We start from the raw sequence: 18,098 nt of genomic DNA on the forward strand, positions 1-18,098 counted from the left end.
ACGGATCAGCGTACCGCTTCCGTCCGGCGTTTGTAGACCCGCATTGCAAAGGCGTACGCGACGAGCAGAATCCCCAGGCACCAGGCGAGCGCGGTCCAGATCTCCGCTCCGACCGGCTGCCCGCCGAGCAGGGAGCGCAGCGCTTCGACGATAGCGGTGACCGGCTGGTGTTCGGCAAAAGCGCGCACCGGTCCCGGCATCGATTCCGTCGGCACAAAAGCGGAACTGACGAACGGCAGCAGGATGATCGGATAGGAGAAAGCGCTCGCTCCGTCTACCGATCCGGCGGACAGCCCGGCGATGACGGCGATCCAGGTCAGCGCCAGCGTGAAGAGAGCGAGAATGCCGATCGCGGCGAGCCATGCCGGTACGCCTGCCGGAGAGCGGAAGCCGATCAGCAGCCCCGCAGCCACAATAACGGCGAGCGAAATGGCGTTGGATACGAGCGAAGTCAGCACATGCGCCCACAGCAGGGAAGACGGAGCGATCGGCATCGAACGGAACCGTTCGAACAGCCCTTCCTGCTTGTCGATAAACAGGCGGTAAGCCGTGTAGGAGATGCCGGTTCCGATCGCGATCAGCAGGATGCCGGGCATCAAATAATTGACGTAATGGCCCGTCCCGGTGTGGATGGCGCCGCCGAATACATAGACGAACAGGAGCATGAACGCGATCGGCATGACGGTTACGGTAAGGATGGTATCCAGACTGCGGAACGTATGGCGCATGGAACGTCCCAACAGTACGCCGGTATTGCCGAGAAATCCGCTTTTTACGGTTTGCATTTACTTCGCCTCCTTGGAGCCGACGATCGAGAGGAAAATCTCTTCGAGCGTCGGCTGTTTTTCGATATATTCCGTTCGGGCGGGCGGAAACATCCGCTTCAATTCGTCGAGCGAGCCGTTGGCGATAATGCGTCCCTGGTGCAAAATGGCGATCCGGTCGGCAAGCTGCTCGGCTTCTTCCAGAACCTGCGTGGTCAGCAGGACCGTTGTGCCGGTATCCGCGAGCTGCTTGACGACCTTCCGGACTTTGATCCTCGATTCGGGATCAAGCCCCGTCGTCGGTTCGTCCAGAAACAGGATATCCGGCCGGCCGATCAGGCTCATGGCGATATCGAGTCTGCGCCGCATACCGCCCGAGTAGGAAGTCGCCCGCCGCCTCGAGGCTTCCGTAAGCCCGAAGCGTTCCAGCAGCTCGTCCGCCGATTGGCTCGGCTGCTTCAACCGTCGCAGCTTGGCGATCAGGATCAGATTTTCGCGTCCGGTCAATACGCCGTCGACCGCCGCGAACTGTCCGGTCAGGCTGATCGACCGGCGCACCGCATCGGGCTGCGAAGCCGGATCGAATCCGTTGACGGACACGCTCCCGCTGTCCGGACGAAGCAGCGTGGAAAGAATCTTGATGGTGGTGGTCTTGCCGGAACCGTTGGAGCCGAGCAGCGCGAAGATCGTACCCCGGCGCACTTCGAAATCGACGCCGGTCAGCACAGGCAGATTCGGATAAGACTTGTGCAGGTTCTGCACGGAGATGGCCGTTTCGTGAATAGACATGGAAATTCCTCCTTTAGGGGTCGATCAGAGTGATTCCGCTCAGATCCGCTTTGCCGCTTTTCAGGAACGAATACGTCAACCGGTCTGCCTTACAGTCGATAAATCGGACTTTTTTGAGGGTTTTGTTCTTGAAAAAGGTTCGCGTAAGCGTCGTATTGCGGAAGGCGACATCGGAGAAGACGCAGTTCTCGAACGAACAATCTTCGAACATGCCTTCCAGCACAAGTCCGGTAAGATGGGTGCCGTGAAACCGGGTGCGTGTCCAGACGACGCCGGTCAGCGTGCAGTTCTGCAGCTGCGAAGATTCGAAGCCCGTTTCCGTCAGGTTGGCGCCCGACAAATCGCAGCCTGCCAGATGGCTTCCGGCAAAGACCGTTCTCGTCAGGGAAGCGTTCAAAAACAAGCTGTTCGTCACATGCGTATGCTCGAAGCGGCTGCCGCCGAGTTCCGCGTTCGAGAAGTCGCATTCTTCCACGTAATTGCTTTTGAGCAGCAGATCCGGAAGCCGGGCCCCGACAAACAGCGAACGCCGGATAAAGGAAGAACCGAACTGTTCGTGCAGCCCTTCCAGACCCGAGAAGTCCGCATCCACCCAGCTTCCTTCCGACATGTTCCAGGCCGGCGCGGCAGTTTCCGGCGGCTTCGCCGGTTCCGCGTTCGAAGGCTGCTTCGCAGCAGTCTGCCGGAAATGCTGGGAGAAATGGTTCAGGTCCAGATCCAGAATTTGGGCGAGGCGGTCCAGCGTGAGAATATCGGGCATCGATTCGCCGCGCTCCCATTTTCCGACTGCCTGGGGACTAAGCGACAGCTGGCGGGCCAGCAGGGCCTGGGACAAGTTTTTGGCTTTGCGGGCTTCCGCGATTTTGTTTCCGATCTCGATCGGGGTGAACATGAAGGCACCTTCTTTCTCGGAGTTTCGTCGACGCCATCAGCTTAACCGGATTCCCCGGGGGAAGGAAACAAAAAACGCGCAACCGCCGGTTGTTTTTCCGCTACTTTTGGTAGGATGCCCGTTTTCCGGGCGATTCGGGCGGACAAACAGGCGAAAAATACCCCGAATATAGACAATTCCCGCTCCGTGTCCAAACTTTCGACATCGGGCAGGGATTGTCTATATTTGCTTTTTGCTAAAAAGCCTATGCTGAAATCAGCTTCAGAGTGTGTTCAAAATCCTGGAAATGTGGAGGGAATACTCATGTACTACAGCAGCGGCAATTACGAAGCGTTCGCAAGACCGATGAAACCGGAAGGCGTGGACGGCAAATCGGCGTACCTCGTCGGAGCGGGACTGGCCTCGTTGGCGGCAGCCTGCTTCCTGATCCGCGACGGACAGATGAAAGGCTCGCATATTCATATCCTGGAAGAGTTGAAGATACCGGGCGGCGCGCTCGACGGCAGCGAAGAAGCGGGCAAAGGGTTCGTCATCCGCGGCGGCCGCGAGATGGAAGACCACTTCGAATGCCTGTGGGATCTGTTCCATTCCATTCCGTCGCTTGAAGTCGAAAATGCGTCGGTGCTGGATGAATTCTATTGGCTGAACAAAAAAGACCCGAACTACTCGCTGATGCGCGCCACGGTCAACCGGGGCGAAGATGCGCACACGGACGGCAAATTCACGCTCAGCGAAAAAGCGTCGATGGAGATCGTCAAGCTGTTCCTGACCCGCGACGAGGATCTGTACGATCTGAAGATTACGGATGCGTTTACGGAAGAATTCTTCGCTTCGAATTTCTGGCTGTACTGGCGCACCATGTTCGCGTTCGAAGATTGGCACAGCGCGCTTGAGATGAAGCTGTATATCCAGCGGTTTATCCACCATATCGGCGGACTGCCGGACTTCTCGGCGCTCAAGTTCACCAAATACAACCAATTCGAGTCGCTTGTCCAGCCGATGCTGAAGTATCTGGAAGAACACGGCGTGCAGTTCGTATACGATACCCGGGTCACCAACGTGGTCTTCGAACGGCGCGGAACACGCAAAGTCGCGGCGAAGATCGAATGTATGCGCGGCGGACAGCCCGAATCTATCGATCTGACGGAAGACGATCTGGTCTTCGTGACCAACGGCAGCTGTACGGAAAATTCGTCGCTTGGCGACCACCATCATCCGGCGGTACTCAAGACGGAGCCGGGCGGCTGCTGGGAACTGTGGCGCAGCATCGCGGCCCAGGACGAATCGTTCGGACGTCCGGACAAGTTCTGCACGAATATCGACGAGACCAAATGGGAATCGGCGACGATCACGACGCTGGATGGCCGGATTCCGCCTTATGTCGAGAAGATCTGCCAGCGCGATCCGTTCAGCGGCAAAGTGGTCACCGGCGGGATCGTCAGCGTCAAAGACTCGAGCTGGATGCTGAGCTGGACACTGAACCGTCAGCCCCATTTCAAGAAACAGCCCAAAGACCAACTGGTTGTCTGGTTCTATGCCCTCTACACGGATGTGCCGGGCGATTATATCAAGAAGCCGATCAGCGCATGTACCGGGGAAGAGATCACGGCCGAATGGCTGTACCATATGGGCGTGCCGGAAGCCGATATCCCGGAAATGGCCGCGAATTCCGCCAACTGCATTCCGTGCATGATGCCTTATATCACGGCGTTCTTCATGCCCCGCACGGCGGGCGACCGGCCCAAAGTCGTTCCGGACGGCTGCGTAAACTTCGCCTTCATCGGGCAGTTCGCCGATACGGAGCGCGATACGGTGTTCACGACCGAGTATTCGGTGCGCACGGCGATGGAATCGGTGTATACGCTGCTTGGCGTAGACCGCGGCGTGCCGGAAGTATTCGCGTCCGAATACGATATCCGCGTCCTGCTGGATTCGACCTCGAAGATGATGGACGGCAGGAAGCTGGCCGAACTCAAACAGCCGATGCTGCTGAAACTGCTGGAACAGGGCGCGCTGAAAAAAGCGTCGGGTACCGTGGTCGGCGAACTGCTGAAAAAGTACGGGATTGTGTGACGACACCTCCGGTTTTTCCTGGAATCTGAACAAAGCACCCAAAAGCATGGCCCGATTCGACAAAGCGTATCCTGCGCGTTGTCGAAAAAAGGGCCATGCTTTTTTGGATTTTTGTCCAACTTTTGCGGGATTGACGGCGTTTATTTAAAATACTGGGGACAAATCCTGAAGCGGCGGATACTTCAGAATCCCGACTCCGGTCTGCATCGGTATTTGAAAAAACGGCATAATCTCTAACAGGCTGTATACCAACAAGGATCGAAAGGGGCATACGCAAATGAAAAATAACAAACGCAAACTGCTAGGGGGACTTCTGATTACCGTCATCGTCGTATTGATTGTACTGGGCGCTCTGCAATTTCTTAAGAAGGATGAGCCGGGTACGTATCAAAGAACCGACGGGCAGACCGGGCAGACGGAAACGATCAAGAAGCCGTAACCGAAAAAAAGCCATTCTGACGATGAGCGGCTACCGGGAAACGGAATCGGAGCGTGCGGTATAATCAATATGAACAACGGCAAATTCAGTCCCGACCTGGAGCAGGCCGGAGAGCTTGAGCAGATGCTGCCGGAACATCGCCCGATTCATATCAAACTGCGGCAGGCAGTTTTCGCCAAATACGGATTGTCCCAGTCGTAACGGGCCGCATACAGCCAAAAGCCGGTTCCAGGAGGAACCGGCTGGAAGCCAAGACCGGCGGTTACCGCCGGCAGGAAGAGACAGCCGCATGAAGCTGCGAAATTCCACCGGAACCGCTTGCGGGTCCGGATTATTTTACGCCCAGACGCATCCGGTAGCTGAACAGCACATCCCGCTCTTTTCCTGCGAAAAACGCATCTACGGCCCTTCCGAAAGCTTCGGCCTGGGCCGCGACGTCTTCTGCGCCGCGCTTGATCGCGCTCTGCATCCCGCCTTGGCTCAGCGCGATATTCGTATAGCGCTCCGCATCGCAGACTTCCCGGTTGTGGAATACGATCTCGCGCGTATAATGGAACAGGCCGGACTCCCGGATCTGCCGCAGATGGTCTTCTTTGGGCCATTTGTGCGCTTGCTGTTCTTCCGGCGCCAGCTCCGCCGCACGTCGGTCGGCCAGGGCGGAGAATTCCGCGTACGCCGCTTCGATATCCGCGTTTAGCACCGGCGGCCAGTCGCAGTCGTAAGCGGCGAAGACGCCGCCCGGACGCAGCACGCGGGCGAATTCGGCCAGCGACGGCTGCGGGTTCATCCAGTGGAACGACTGCGAGCAGGTAACCAGATCGGCCCAGCCGTCTTCGAGGTCAAGCGCGTCGGAATAGCCTTCGCGGAATTCCAGCTGGCCGGGTCTGCCGGCCGCTTCCCATTTGGCTTCGGCAATGCTTCGCATATCGGCTCCCGGTTCAATACCGACGATTCGCTGTGCCCGGTCCAGCCACAGAAACGTCGACAATCCCGTTCCGCAGCCGATATCGGCCACGCGGCGCGGCGTTTCCTGCAGATAGGTTTCCAGAATGCGCACGACTTCCTCCGGCGCGGAAGGACGGCTGCGATCGTACAGTTCGCCGAATCCGGCAAAGCGTTCGACATTGTTTTTACGGATATGCTCCATCATGTTCGTTTCGCTCCTTTGCTGTTCGTCTGAATCTTATTATGGCACAGCCGGAACCCTACGGGGAATCGGATGAAAAATGCGGAAAGCGCGTCCCGATCGGCATGCGAAAAGGAGGACTTATGCTCATCTTCATTCTGTTGGGCGTCATGACGCTGTTCGTCGTCGGACTTATAACGGCCGCGCTGGGGACCCGGATGAAACATCCGGGCGTCCTGATCGCCAATCTGCTGCTGATCGGAGCGATCTTCTGGTTGGGCAATGCCGCATCCGCTGCTCCGGGATCGCATTCGGGCAACGGCAATCCTGTACTGATCTTGGTTCTTCCGCTTGGCGCGCTGGCCATCGTGCTGATCGGCCAGCTGTATGCCTGGGCCCGTCCGCGCCGTTTTCGTCCGATCATTTTAGCGGCGCTGCTGATCGGCCTGATCGCCCATCAGGCGGCGGGATTCGAACTGCAGCGTATTCGCTATTATGGGCTGCGCGAACGGATTTTCGCAGCGATGACGGCAGAGGGGATGCGCGATGCCCGGAGCTTTGCGGATGCCGTCACTTCGGGGCCGGGATCCATGCATATGAACAGTCACTTTTTTCATCTGAATACGTATCTGATGTTCGTGGGCTGGGCGGCGATTGCCGCCGTTATTTTGCTGCTTGTGTTTCCGGTTTCCGCCGGCAGAGAGCAGCAAGAGGAGGACTTGGCATGAAACCTATAGACATTCCTTATCGCAGGCTGCATCTCTTCGGCGCGTCCGGTTCCGGTGCGACCACGCTCGGACGCGCGCTTGGCGAACGTCTGCCGCATACGGTGCTGGACGGCGACGGCCTGCAAGCGCGCGAACTGCAGCGGTACGGCGAAGATGCGCTGCCGGGAGGACGTCTGTATGCGCAGTCTGGAACAGCACGAGCGCGGGATGGCGGATCTGGACTGCCCGATTCTGCGGCTCGAAGGTAACTCCGGTACGGAGGAGCGGGTAGAGCGGGTATTGGCCGCTTTGCGGGAGATTCGATAATAAGCCCGGATGTGAAGAGATTAGAAGAGAGAAGGATGAGGAGCGGATGGGGAAGACCGAACGCGATACGCAATATTGGAACGAAGCCTACGCCGATCCTTCGTTCCGGGCAGATCATGACGGCTGGCTGAAGCGTTATGAGCCGCTGCTCGATCCGGCCCGCGGACAGGTAGTCGATCTGGGCTGCGGACTCGGGCATAATGCCCGGGTGCTGCATGCGGTCGGCTTCGATGTGTTGGCCTGCGATTTGTCGGAGCGGGCGCTGGAGAGGCTGCGGCAGGAAGAACCGGGAATCGGGACGCTGCGGTTGGACATGGCGGAAGAACTGCCTTTTGAAACGGGAACGCTTCAGGCGGTGGTAGCGGATTTGAGTTTGCACTATTTTACCGACAGCATAACCCGCCGGATTGTCGGGGAGCTTCACAGATCGCTGCGCCCGGGCGGGCTGCTGCTCTGCCGGGTGAACGCCACGGGCGAGCGGGACAGCAGTCGGGACAGGGCCTCGGCAGAGGATCCGTACCTGTACGGGAGCGAAGGCATCCGGCGGCGGTTTTTTGATGAGAAAGAGATTCTGAAGTATTTCTCCGAAGAGAAGTGGGAGACGCTGGTACGGCGCGAATGTACGGCAGGACGATACGGAAAAGAAAAACGGTTGTGGGAAATCGGGCTGAGGAGGAAATAATATGGACAATCCGAGGAAGTGGAAAAGCAAAAGACTGGCGGTTGTAGCGGCTATTCTGGCGGCAAGCGCCGCGTTCAATATCAAACTGTTCACCGAACAGCGCGAACATGCACTGGCCGAGAAAAAAGAAGCGGCCGAGATCATGATCGTCATTCAAGAAGCCGATTCGAAACTTCAAGGCGCCATCTTGAATATCCAGAACGGAGGCGAAGCGGCAGACAGCCTGTATGTGTTCGGGGAAGTTCGGGCGAGATTGTCGGAAGCGGCGGGCGGATTGAAAAGTATGCGGATCGGTACAATCCAAGATACGGACCGTTCGTTCGAAATCGATACGATGTACCGAATCACCCATGAGTTCGATACCTATCTGCGCGACGAGGTGCTGGCCGAGTGGCAGGCGGGAGATGCCATGCTGGACGCTTCCCGCGAGCAGACGCTGACGGAACTTCGCAGTCTCAAGCTGGATCTGGCGGCTTTGGCCGGTCTGGCGCAGGACCCGTCAAGCGGCGGATCGTACGACATCGGGGAATTGTCCGGGCAGTGGGAAGAGCAAATCTCGAAGCGGATCAAGGAAGAGCCCGATACGGATTTCCATAAACGGCTGGCCGAACGCTACGGCTTGTAACCGGGCGGATGCCTGAAGGAAAGGGAGGATCGGAACCGGACCACGCAAACCGGCTTGGAAAAAGACCGGCGTATGGCTGTTGGTCGGCGCTCTGGCCGTCAGTCTGTTCTTCAATATCCGTACGTTCCTGGCTTCGCGGGAGCAGGAGGAATTCAGGCATCAGATCATGAATCCGCTCGAAGTCTATCTGGATCAAGCGGCTATCGACCTTCAGGAAACGGTCAAGCTTCTGGAACAAGGCGCCGACGACCGCCTGATCCTGCTTGGCTTGGGGAAAGCGGCAGCGCAGACCGCCAAAGCGGAAGAACGCATTAATTCGTCGGCTGATGAACTGAGACGGTTTTATGGACAGTCGAACGAACCGATGAGAAAGACTATGCTGGATATGGAAGGGTATTTGGAATCGCTGGCGGCGTCTTACGCAGCGGATGCGCGGAAGGAGCCGAATGCCGACGATCCGCTCTCGACTCCGATCCGCACCATTTTGAAGAAAATTGGAACCGCGTCATAAAAAAGCGTCTGGCCGAAGCACCGGATTCCGGTCTGCATGCTATAATAAGCGACGACTATCCTTGAGAAGCAGGCGGACCCGCGCAAACGGTCAAAATGGAGGAGACGAAGCGAAATGGACGATCGATCGGCATACGGGTACGATCCGGGCAAGGAGAATTAGGCTTCCATGCCAACATACTGGGCCAACTGGAATTGACGGAACGGATGGGAATGAAGGCAGGTTGGCAGAACCGGTAAAGCGGCTGTACGGCCCGAATCGGAGAACACCGAAACTACGCAGGCCGCCCTTCGGGAAAGCTTTTCCGAACGGCGGCCTGTTTCGTTTATCTGGAGATTCACCGAATGTTTATGATACGATGTTGTAAACGTTACCAGGCAGATGGAAAAGGGGGCTCGGGAATGGAGCAGGTATGCAGGATTCTGATCGTGGACGACGAGGTGCTGGTACGCCAGGGCATCAAACATTATTTGGATTGGGAGCAGTACGGGTTCCGCATAGTGGGGGAAGCTTCCAACGGCAGGGAAGGACTCGAAGCGATCGAACGCGTTCGGCCCCATATCGTGCTGACGGACATCGTAATGCCGATTATGGAAGGAGAAGAATTCACCCGGCTGATCAAAAAAAATTATCCGGAGATCCAGGTGGTGGTTCTCAGCAGCTACGGCGAATTCGATTACGTGCGTTCGACGTTCCAAAACGGCGTGGCGGATTACATCCTCAAGCCGAAGCTTGAGACGCAGGAGCTGCTGCGCGTGCTGCAGAATACGGCCCGGCGGATCGCTTCGATCCGCTACACGGGCGAAGGCAGCGGCGAAGGCCCGGATGCCGAGACGGTGCTGGAGAAGCTGGCGTCGGGCTACGGCGCCGACGAATCCGCTTCGCCCGCCGTGCTGGCGGAGCTGTTCCCGCACGACGAATTCGTGCTGATCGGCCGGCTGCGCACGGCCGGCCGGGCCCATGCCGGCGGCTCGCGCGCCGGCGAGAACGGGCAGCCGCTCGCCGAGCGGCTGCGGCAGGCGCTGTCGCCGGGCGCGCCTCATGCGGCCGCCCTCGGGCCGGCGCGCGTGTACGGGCTGCCCGCCGCGGCCTCGGGCGCCGCGGCGGGCAGCGAAGCCGCGCTTGTCGGCCTCGGCGGCGGCCGGCGCGCGGCTCTGCTGGCCGCGCTGCGCCAGTACGCCGCCGCTTCGTCCGGCGGTGCGCTTTCGGCTGGGCCCGGCGCCGCCGATGCGGGAACCGAACGGATGTCCGGCGGATCTGCGCCGGACGCCGCCGATGCCGCGTCCGGCCCGGCTGCCGGCGGGGCCGCCGCGGGCTATGCCTGGGCCGCCGGAGCGGCTTTCGCTTCGCTCGGCGAGTTGAGCACGGCTTACCGGCAGCTCGGCGAGCTGCTGGAGACCCGGTTCTACTTCCCCGAGCGGACGCTGATGCTGCCCGAGGAACTGCCGCTCCCCGCCGAACCGCTGCCTGCGTTCGACCTCCGCCTGTTTACGGAAGAGATCAAGCGCGAGCATTTCGCCGAAGCGTTCCGCGACCTGCGCCAGTACACGGCGCGGATGGCTGCCGATTACCGGTCCACGCCGGTCGGACTGAAGTCTTTCCTGGGCAATATCGTGTTCAATCTGATCACGCTGCTCGGCAATATGGAATACGACGCTTCGGATCTGAACGAAGCCAAATACGGATTTTTCCGCGAAATCGAAGAAGCGGACAACGCGCCATCCGCCGCCGCGCTGCTGGAACAATTCCTGAGCAGGGCGGAAGCGAAGATCGCCGAACATGCGGGACAGTCCGGCGGAGCCAATATGAAGAAACTGCTCGCCTATATCGACGAACATTATGCCGAGCCGCTCAGCCTTACGGGTCTGGGCCGGCATTTCCATTTCAATCCGTCCTACCTGTCGAGCTACTTCGCGTCGCACAACAAGGAAGGATTCAGCGAATACCTGAACAAGATCCGCGTCTCGCGGGCGGAAGAGCTGCTGCGCGCAGGCGAGATCAGCATCTCGGAGATCAGCGGCCGGGTCGGCTATTCGGACCCCGGCTATTTTACCAAGGTATTCAAGAAACAGACGGGCCTCTCGCCGAGTCAATACCGCCGTCAATACAGGATCGGGCGCTGACTCAAGATGACCGGGAAGTCAGAAATTTCCGGCTGCGGCATCAACTGAAGGAGGCTTTATCATGAAAGCATACTGGAGCCGGTTCCATGCCCAGCGATTGTTCGTCAAGCTGTTCTTGGTCATGGTCGTCGCTACGGTAACGGTCTGCGTCGTCACGTCGCTTGTGACGATTCGCATGTCCGAGCGCCTGTTTACCGAGACATTCGGGATTACCAATTCCAAAGTCTTGAACCAGATCCGTACCGGCATGGAGTCTTTTAACGATTCCGTCGTCAATGCTTCGGCTTACGCGGCGCAAAACGGCACGATTAAGACTTACTTAAGCGGAGGCGAATCCGATTCCAGCCGGATGGCGGGGACGTACTTTGGTATGAATCAGCAGATGAGAAGGGTCAAATCCAACGTCGACGCGTACAGCGTCGGCGTAACGGCGGTCGGCGTGAATGGAAGGAACTATTCGACGGATCGCAATGACTGGCCCGTGCCCGAAGATCGGCTGATCGGCCATCCGCTGTCCCAACGCACGAAAGCGGAGCCGAAACGGCTGATTTATCAATATGACATGGAACGCGGCGAAGGCGGCAAGGCCGTTCCGTATATCGTCGCTTCCAAAGCGTTGATGGAGCGCACGACCGGCTTTATCTACGGAGATTTATACATTTCGATCCGCGAAGACGAGTTCCGGCGTTTCTACGGCAATTTTACGAGCGCAGGCAACGACGTCGTGATTTTGGACGCTTCGGGACGGATCGTGTCCAGCAATCGAACGGAGTGGATCGGTACCGTATCGAAGCAGTTGTTGGGTTATGCCGAACCTTCCGCTGAAAAAGAAGAAGTGGTAAGCCGGAACGCCGACGTATTCGGTCAGAGTTCCATTTTGCTGTCCAGTTATATCCCGGAATACGACTTTTATCTGGTCAATCTGATCGATCGCGACTACGCGGCGGGCAAGATCGTCAATTTGCGCGATCTGGTACTGGTCGGCGGATTGATCGTCGGCGCGGCGCTGCTGCTCGTATTCCTCATCACCCGCCGCCAGACGCGATCCTTAACCGTGCTGGTTCGCCAGATGTCGACCGTCACGGAAAAAGACTTCGACAATTATGTGCGGGTCACGGCGTCGTCCGGCTACGAAGTCCAGGAGCTGAGCCGCGCGTATAACTATATGCTCGACGAGTTGAACAATTACATCGCGAGACTGCTGGAGACGCAGAAGGAACGCCGCAATGCGGAGCTGGCGGCGCTGCAGCGGCAGATCAATCCGCACTTTTTGTACAACACGCTGGCTTCGATCAAGATATTGGTACAAAAAGGAGATAAGGAAGCCGCCGCGGAAACGATCAACGCCTTGATTTCGCTGCTGCAAAACACGATCAGCAACGTCAGCGAAACCATCACGATCGAGCAGGAGCTGGAGAACATGCGCAACTACGTGTTCATCAACCATGCCCGTTACGGCGACCGGATTCGGGTGAACGTATTCGCCGCGCCCGATTGCATGAACTACCGGGTGCCTAAACTGATCATCCAACCGTTTATCGAAAATGCGTTTTTCCATGCGTTCAACGAGAAGCAGAGCGGCATGATCTACGTGCTCGTCTCGCAAGCGGACGGCCAATTGGTTTGCGAAGTCAGCGACAACGGCGACGGCATGGACGATGTGGGCGAATGGAGCAAAACCGAAGGCGGAACGGTGCTCCCGAATTCAAAAAGCAAACGCCAACTCTTCACCGGCATCGGCGTACGCAACGTGCACAATCGCATCGCGCTTCTCTACGGCGACGAGTACGGCGTATCCATCGACAGCCGAAAAGGCCAAGGCACCAAAATCAAAATCACGCTGCCGCTGATCACGGAAGAATCCTGAAGATCGTCTGCGGGGCAGCCGATCTTCGAAGGGATCGCCATTCCGGATGAAAAATGAACCGGCGGCGAACGGAATTTGGTGAAATGCAGAGTTTCGTTGACAAGGGACGAGCGATACGTATAGGGAGCGCAGGCCTGTGCAATCGGAAGGCCGCCTCCTGAAAACGTATCCGTTTTTTCATGCGGCGCAGCGTTTTAAAGTATTTTTTTCGCGGCTTCTCTTTATCGGAAAACTTTAAATTTTACGTATATCCAATTTTTTTACCAATGATAACGCTACCATTTTTGCGACATACAATGATTTCCCTATTCCGTGCAAAGATATTCCTAACCTCATAGCTTGCTGCGATGCTAAGATTATTCTCGTAAAGCAACCGCTTACATCACCGATTTTCACAGAATGATTAGTACCTCGTCAACAATAACGGCAAGGTTAGGGAGTCGAATTACTATCAGCTACGGGGAGATGAAAAAGATGAAAAATTGGAAAAAGATTTTGCTGCCTTTGGCGGCATCGGCATTGATGCTTTCGGCCTGCTCGGGCGGCGGGGGCGGCACGACAGCTGCGACGAACGGCAGTGGTGGTGGCGATACAGAGAAAAAAGAAATCACCATCTGGGCATGGGACCCGAACTTCAATATTGCCGCGCTGAACTTGGCGAAAGAAAAATATGCCAAAGATCACCCGGACGTTACGATCAACATCGTGGAAAACGCGCAGGCGGATATCGTTCAGAAACTGAACACGGGCCTGAACTCGGGTACGACAAAAGGTCTGCCTAACGTCGTGCTGATCGAAGACTACCGTGCGCAAAACTTCCTGCAATCGTATCCGGACGCTTTCCGCGACATGTCCGACAAGATCAAAGCAGAAGACTTCGCCGACTACAAAGCAGGCCCTACAAGCTTCGACGGCAAACAATACGGCATTCCGTTCGACTCCGGCGTAACCGGCTTCTACGTTCGTACGGACTACCTGGAACAAGCGGGTTACACCGTGAAAGACGTAACGGATATCGATTGGGACCAATTCATCGAAATCGGTAAAAAAGTCAAAGCGGCAACAGGCAAAGCGATGCTGACCCAAGATCCGAACGATCTCGGCACGCTGCGCGTCATGCTGCAATCGGCGGGCTCGTGGTATCTGAAAGAAGACGGCGTAACGCCGAACATCGCAGGCAACGCGGCTTTCAAAGAAGCTCTCGAAACCTACAAAGCCATGTTTGACGCCGACATCGTAAAATTGAACTCCGACTGGAGCCAATTCGTAGCCGCGTTCAACAGCGGTGACGTTGCTTCCGTTCCTACTGGCAACTGGATCACGCCTTCGGTCAAAGCCGAAGCTTCGCAATCCGGCAAATGGGCAGTCGTTCCGATTCCTCGCCTGAAAGATACGTCGAACTCCATCAACGCATCCAACTCCGGCGGCAGCTCGTGGTACGTGATGAACGTGGACGGCAAAGACGCGGCAGCTGACTTCATGGCAGAGACTTTCGGTTCCGACGCCGAACTGTATCAAGACCTGCTCAGCAAGATCGGCGTACTGGGCACGCTCAAAGCAGCTTCCGGCGGCAAAGCTTACGAGCAGCCTGATGAGTTCTTCGGCGACCAAAAGATCTACTCCGACTTCGCGAAATGGACAACGGAAGTTCCTAAAGTCAACTTCGGTCTGCACACTTACGCAATCGAAGATATCTTGTCCGCAGAAGTTCAGAACTACCTGAACGGCAGCAAAGACGTTGACGCGGTCATGAACGATACGCAAACGCAAGCTGAAGCCCAACTGAAATAAGAAGCAGCAGGCACGGCGGTAAGGAGAGCGCGAACGCGAAGCGCCGCGTCTCTCCCTTATCGCTTTCCGCGCCCGGCAGACTTTCGGAAATTCGTTCCCGCCCCTTTGCGGACACGGAATTTTGCCGGGCATTCTTGTTGGATCTTACTCGTACACGATCAAAAGCAAGCGGCGAACTCCCGCCTGCGCGTTATGCATTCAAGCCATGTTTGAATGCACAACACGGGCGCGGGGCTTCTTCCGCCATATCCCGTTATGTGAATCCAAGGAGGAATGCCGGATGAAGACCGAAAATACCGCAGCCGGTCCGGGCAAAACCAGCAACACCTTTCAATCCAGCCGCAGTCGTCGTTTCAAAGCGGGTCTGGTCGGTTGGCTCTTCGTGGCCGCGGCCGTAATTCTGATCGCTGCCTTTTACTTCTATCCGATGATCCAGGCTCTGATCCTGTCGTTCCAAACGGGAACAGGCATCAACATGAAATTTAACGGCCTCGGTAACTACCAACGGCTGTTCACGGATAAAATGTTCCTGACTGCCGTCGCCAACACCTTTATCTATCTGCTGTTCCAGGTTCCGATCATGATCATTCTGGCCATGTTCTTCTCGGTTCTGCTGAATGACCGCAAACTGAAATTCAAAGGCTTTTTCCGTACCGCGATCTTCTTGCCGGCGATCACGTCGCTCGTTGCGTATTCGATCGTTTTCAAGTACCTGTTCGCGCCGGACGGCCTGGTCAACGCCATGCTGCTGAATATCCATCTCATTGATGCGCCCATTCAGTGGATCTCCGATCCGTTCTGGGCCAAAGTCACGATTATTATCGCGATCACGTGGCGCTGGACGGGTTACAACATGATCTTCTACCTGTCGGGTCTGCAAAATATCGACCAATCGATCTATGAAGCGGCACGGATCGACGGCGCTTCGGCGATTCGCCAGTTCTTCAGCATCACGATTCCTCTGCTGAAGCCGATCATCTTGTTCACGTCGATTACTTCGACGATCGGGACGCTCCAATTGTTCGACGAAGTCATAAACATTACGAAAGGCGGTCCGGGTAACGCGACGACCACCATTTCGCAGTACATCTACAATCTGTCGTTCGAATATTCGGCCGACTTCGGTTATGCGGCAACCGTGTCGTATTCCATCGTAATCATGGTTATTATTCTGTCGTTCCTCCAATTCAAAGTGGCAGGTGATCGCAATGCTTAAGGCGAAAAGAGCCTCTATGTATCTGTTCCTCAGCCTGGCGGCGTTCGTGTCGATCTTCCCGTTCTTCTGGATGATCGTCAGCGCCACCAACCTGTCGGTCGACGTTACGAAAGGACGCCTGCTGCCGGGTTCACACATGCTCGATAACCTGCGCAATCTGACAGCGAGCGTCGATATCTGGAACGCGATGGGGAACTCGGCCAAAATCTCGATCACGACGACCATTCTGGCGATGCTGATCGCGTCGCTGGCCGGTTACGGCTTCGAAATCTACCGCAGCAAAGCGAAAGACATCGTCTTCTCGATCCTGCTGCTGTCGATGATGATTCCGTTCGCCGCCCTGATGGTTCCGCTGTACCGCATGTTCGGCAAAATCACCAACTTCTTCCCGACGTTCGGGATCGATACGCCTGCGGCGGTCGTCATCCCGACGTTCACGACAGCGTTCCTGATCTTCTTCTTCCGGCAGAGTACCAAAATGTTCCCTCGGGAACTGCTGGAAGCCGGACGGATGGACGGATTGTCCGAGCTCGGCTTGTTCTTCCGCATTTACCTGCCGACGATGAAAACGACGTACGCGGCTGCCGCGATCATTACGTTCATGTCGAGCTGGAACAACTACATGTGGCCGCTTGTCATTTTGCAATCGCCCGAGAATCAGACGATTCCGCTGCTCATCTCGAACCTTGGTTCGGGCTACGCGCCGGACTACGGCATGATCATGATGGCGATTGTCATCTCTACGCTTCCTACGGCGCTCGTATTCTTCCTGATGCAGAAGCACTTTGTAGCGGGCATGGTTGGATCGGTAAAATAAACCGTTTCGGTTGTGTTCCTGCTAGGGAAACATGGGCGGGTATACGGCGTAGTGTCGTTTCGGTCGCGTGTTGTAATCGGGAAGCTGGAATTAAGCTTCAGAAGAAGCTTCCCGATTACAAAGGCGAACGCTTCGCTCCTACACGGACACTACCCCTATACCCTATCGTTTCCTGGAACAACCCAAAAGCCCTTTCACCTTTGAGTTAAGGTGAAAGGGCTTTTTTTGTTTTTTATACAGCCGAACAGCAGCGCAAACGTTATATTTAGCCCAAAACCGGGGGCTCTAAACCGAAATCCAGAACTGGAATAGTTTAAATTTATTTTTGTTTATTTTGCAGTAGAGCGGGTACAAATTCAGAGAACAAGGTTGCAGGAAAGCATACCGAAATTCGAACAGCATTCATATTATTTGGAGGTGCATCGAGATGGCAGTGAAGGAATTGGCTCTACACGAGAAGCTCGAGATCCACGAATTGTTAATTCTCAAAACATCCTGCGTTACGAAAGCGGTAGCGATGTCGGGATTGGTGCAGGACGAGAAATTGAAGACGCTGATCGAAGAAGACATCATGAATTCCGCGCAGGCAGTCGACGAATTGAAAGCACTTTTAATCAGCTGAGGAGGGATTACCGATGACTACGCCAAAATCGATGACAAAAGAAACGCTGGTCAAAGCCGTAACGCCGATGGACGATATGGCCATCGCGACCGATATGCTGCTGTCCGCCAAAACGGCGGTACGCTCGTATGCGGTAGCCCTCACGGAAGCGGCTTCGCCGAAAGTGCGCAAAGTGCTCAAAGCCCAACTGGATCTGGCCATCAAGACCCACCAGAAAATTGCCGATTACATGATCGAGAACGAAATGTACCATCCTTACGATATCGACGAACAGATCGAACACGATATGAAAAAGTCCGAAATGGCGCGCAACCTGGTGGAAACGAAGTAAAACGCGGAACCGCCGAGTGACCAAAGCCTCTTTCTCCGTACGGAGAAAGAGGCTTTTTTGTTTGCGCGGACGGGAAGCGGCCGTGTTACAACCAGCTCAAAACGAAAGGCGGAGAGATCTTGGGCTGCGATATTGCGCGCTGTACCGCGAAGGCCGCATAGACGGGAAATGGATCAATATCGACCGCTGGTACGGGAAGACCGGCCGGCCGGAGATCGAAGTGGCGGAACAAGAAGGATTCAGCCTCGCGGACTTGATCGGCGGAGCGCGGGCGACGGCAAGGTGCGGATCGTGTTTTGGTTTGACAATTGAACGCACGCGGCCGGTCTTCTTTTAATAGAAGATCGGCCTTTTTGCGATTTACAGAAGATTAACACAAGGCTGATACGGGTCTGA

General features: G+C 56.3%; 19 protein-coding genes. 15 read left to right on the plus strand and 4 right to left on the minus strand.

The genetic code is table 11. The annotated features are described in order from the left end of the window. Positions 1-5: 5 nt before the first annotated feature. The 3 genes from HOP44_RS17825 to HOP44_RS17835 are packed head-to-tail and all read right to left on the minus strand — an operon-like array spanning position 6 to position 2,445. On the minus strand, positions 6-785 hold the full coding sequence (locus HOP44_RS17825; RefSeq protein WP_172255772.1) for an ABC transporter permease: 780 nt from the start codon (positions 783-785) through the stop codon (positions 6-8). After that, on the minus strand, positions 786-1,553 hold the full coding sequence (locus tag HOP44_RS17830) for an ABC transporter ATP-binding protein (protein WP_172255775.1): 768 nt from the start codon (positions 1,551-1,553) through the stop codon (positions 786-788). It lies immediately after the preceding gene. Between the two features lie 13 nt (positions 1,554-1,566). After that, complete coding sequence (locus HOP44_RS17835) at positions 1,567-2,445, minus strand: pentapeptide repeat-containing protein (RefSeq protein WP_172255778.1); 879 nt, start codon at positions 2,443-2,445, stop codon at positions 1,567-1,569. Positions 2,446-2,748: 303 nt separating this feature from the next. On the opposite strand from HOP44_RS17835, the gene HOP44_RS17840 reads away from it, so the two are divergent. The 3 genes from HOP44_RS17840 to HOP44_RS23040 all read left to right on the plus strand — a co-directional run bounded on the left by HOP44_RS17840 (position 2,749) and on the right by HOP44_RS23040 (position 5,158). Then, the gene (locus tag HOP44_RS17840) at positions 2,749-4,518 is read left to right on the plus strand and encodes an oleate hydratase (protein ID WP_172255781.1); all 1,770 of its coding nucleotides are present in this window, start codon (positions 2,749-2,751) and stop codon (positions 4,516-4,518) included. Between the two features lie 277 nt (positions 4,519-4,795). Further along, the gene (locus HOP44_RS17845) at positions 4,796-4,957 is read left to right on the plus strand and encodes a hypothetical protein (protein WP_172255783.1); all 162 of its coding nucleotides are present in this window, start codon (positions 4,796-4,798) and stop codon (positions 4,955-4,957) included. A 69-nt stretch (positions 4,958-5,026) separates the two neighbouring features. Then, positions 5,027-5,158: a hypothetical protein gene (locus tag HOP44_RS23040; protein WP_281367810.1), complete on the plus strand. Its 132-nt coding sequence runs from the start codon at positions 5,027-5,029 to the stop codon at positions 5,156-5,158. A 130-nt stretch (positions 5,159-5,288) separates the two neighbouring features. Here the strand turns inward: HOP44_RS23040 and HOP44_RS17850 are convergent, their stop codons facing one another. Further along, positions 5,289-6,107 (minus strand): class I SAM-dependent methyltransferase, encoded by an 819-nt coding sequence (locus HOP44_RS17850; RefSeq protein ID WP_172255785.1) that lies wholly within the window; start codon positions 6,105-6,107, stop codon positions 5,289-5,291. Positions 6,108-6,226: 119 nt separating this feature from the next. Between HOP44_RS17850 and HOP44_RS17855 the strand changes: the two genes are divergently transcribed. From HOP44_RS17855 to HOP44_RS17915, 12 genes are all read left to right on the plus strand, one after another. After that, a complete protein-coding gene (locus HOP44_RS17855; protein ID WP_172255788.1) occupies positions 6,227-6,811 on the plus strand; it encodes a hypothetical protein in 585 nt (194 codons plus the stop codon). Continuing rightward, positions 6,808-7,059, plus strand: coding sequence for a hypothetical protein (locus HOP44_RS17860; RefSeq protein ID WP_425501891.1), 252 nt, complete (start codon positions 6,808-6,810; stop codon positions 7,057-7,059). Before HOP44_RS17855 ends, HOP44_RS17860 begins: the two co-directional genes overlap by 4 nt. Before the next feature lie 104 nt (positions 7,060-7,163). Beyond that, a complete protein-coding gene (locus HOP44_RS17865; RefSeq protein ID WP_172255791.1) occupies positions 7,164-7,799 on the plus strand; it encodes a class I SAM-dependent methyltransferase in 636 nt (211 codons plus the stop codon). A 1-nt stretch (position 7,800) separates the two neighbouring features. Further along, positions 7,801-8,424, plus strand: coding sequence for a hypothetical protein (locus HOP44_RS17870; RefSeq protein ID WP_172255794.1), 624 nt, complete (start codon positions 7,801-7,803; stop codon positions 8,422-8,424). Positions 8,425-8,503: 79 nt separating this feature from the next. Further along, on the plus strand, positions 8,504-8,935 hold the full coding sequence (locus HOP44_RS17875; RefSeq protein ID WP_172255797.1) for a hypothetical protein: 432 nt from the start codon (positions 8,504-8,506) through the stop codon (positions 8,933-8,935). 401 nt (positions 8,936-9,336) lie between these two features. After that, complete coding sequence (locus HOP44_RS22885; protein ID WP_246369899.1) at positions 9,337-11,058, plus strand: response regulator transcription factor; 1,722 nt, start codon at positions 9,337-9,339, stop codon at positions 11,056-11,058. Positions 11,059-11,119: 61 nt separating this feature from the next. Next, positions 11,120-12,925: a sensor histidine kinase gene (locus HOP44_RS17890; protein ID WP_172255800.1), complete on the plus strand. Its 1,806-nt coding sequence runs from the start codon at positions 11,120-11,122 to the stop codon at positions 12,923-12,925. Positions 12,926-13,390: 465 nt separating this feature from the next. Continuing rightward, positions 13,391-14,716 carry an ABC transporter substrate-binding protein gene (locus HOP44_RS17895; protein ID WP_425501892.1) on the plus strand — a complete coding sequence of 442 codons (1,326 nt, stop codon included), beginning with the start codon at positions 13,391-13,393 and terminating at the stop codon, positions 14,714-14,716. Positions 14,717-14,996: 280 nt separating this feature from the next. Next, complete coding sequence (locus HOP44_RS17900) at positions 14,997-15,932, plus strand: carbohydrate ABC transporter permease (protein ID WP_172255806.1); 936 nt, start codon at positions 14,997-14,999, stop codon at positions 15,930-15,932. Beyond that, positions 15,925-16,749, plus strand: coding sequence for a carbohydrate ABC transporter permease (locus HOP44_RS17905; protein WP_172255808.1), 825 nt, complete (start codon positions 15,925-15,927; stop codon positions 16,747-16,749). The genes HOP44_RS17900 and HOP44_RS17905 overlap by 8 nt, the downstream gene beginning before the upstream one ends. Before the next feature lie 427 nt (positions 16,750-17,176). After that, a complete protein-coding gene (locus tag HOP44_RS17910) occupies positions 17,177-17,371 on the plus strand; it encodes a spore coat protein (RefSeq protein ID WP_172255811.1) in 195 nt (64 codons plus the stop codon). Positions 17,372-17,384: 13 nt separating this feature from the next. After that, a complete protein-coding gene (locus tag HOP44_RS17915) occupies positions 17,385-17,702 on the plus strand; it encodes a spore coat protein (protein ID WP_172255814.1) in 318 nt (105 codons plus the stop codon). The last annotated feature ends 396 nt before the right edge of the window (positions 17,703-18,098 follow it).

Origin of the sequence: Saccharibacillus deserti (genome assembly GCF_013618475.1) — a bacterium.
Lineage (GTDB): Bacteria > Bacillota > Bacilli > Paenibacillales > Paenibacillaceae > Saccharibacillus > Saccharibacillus deserti.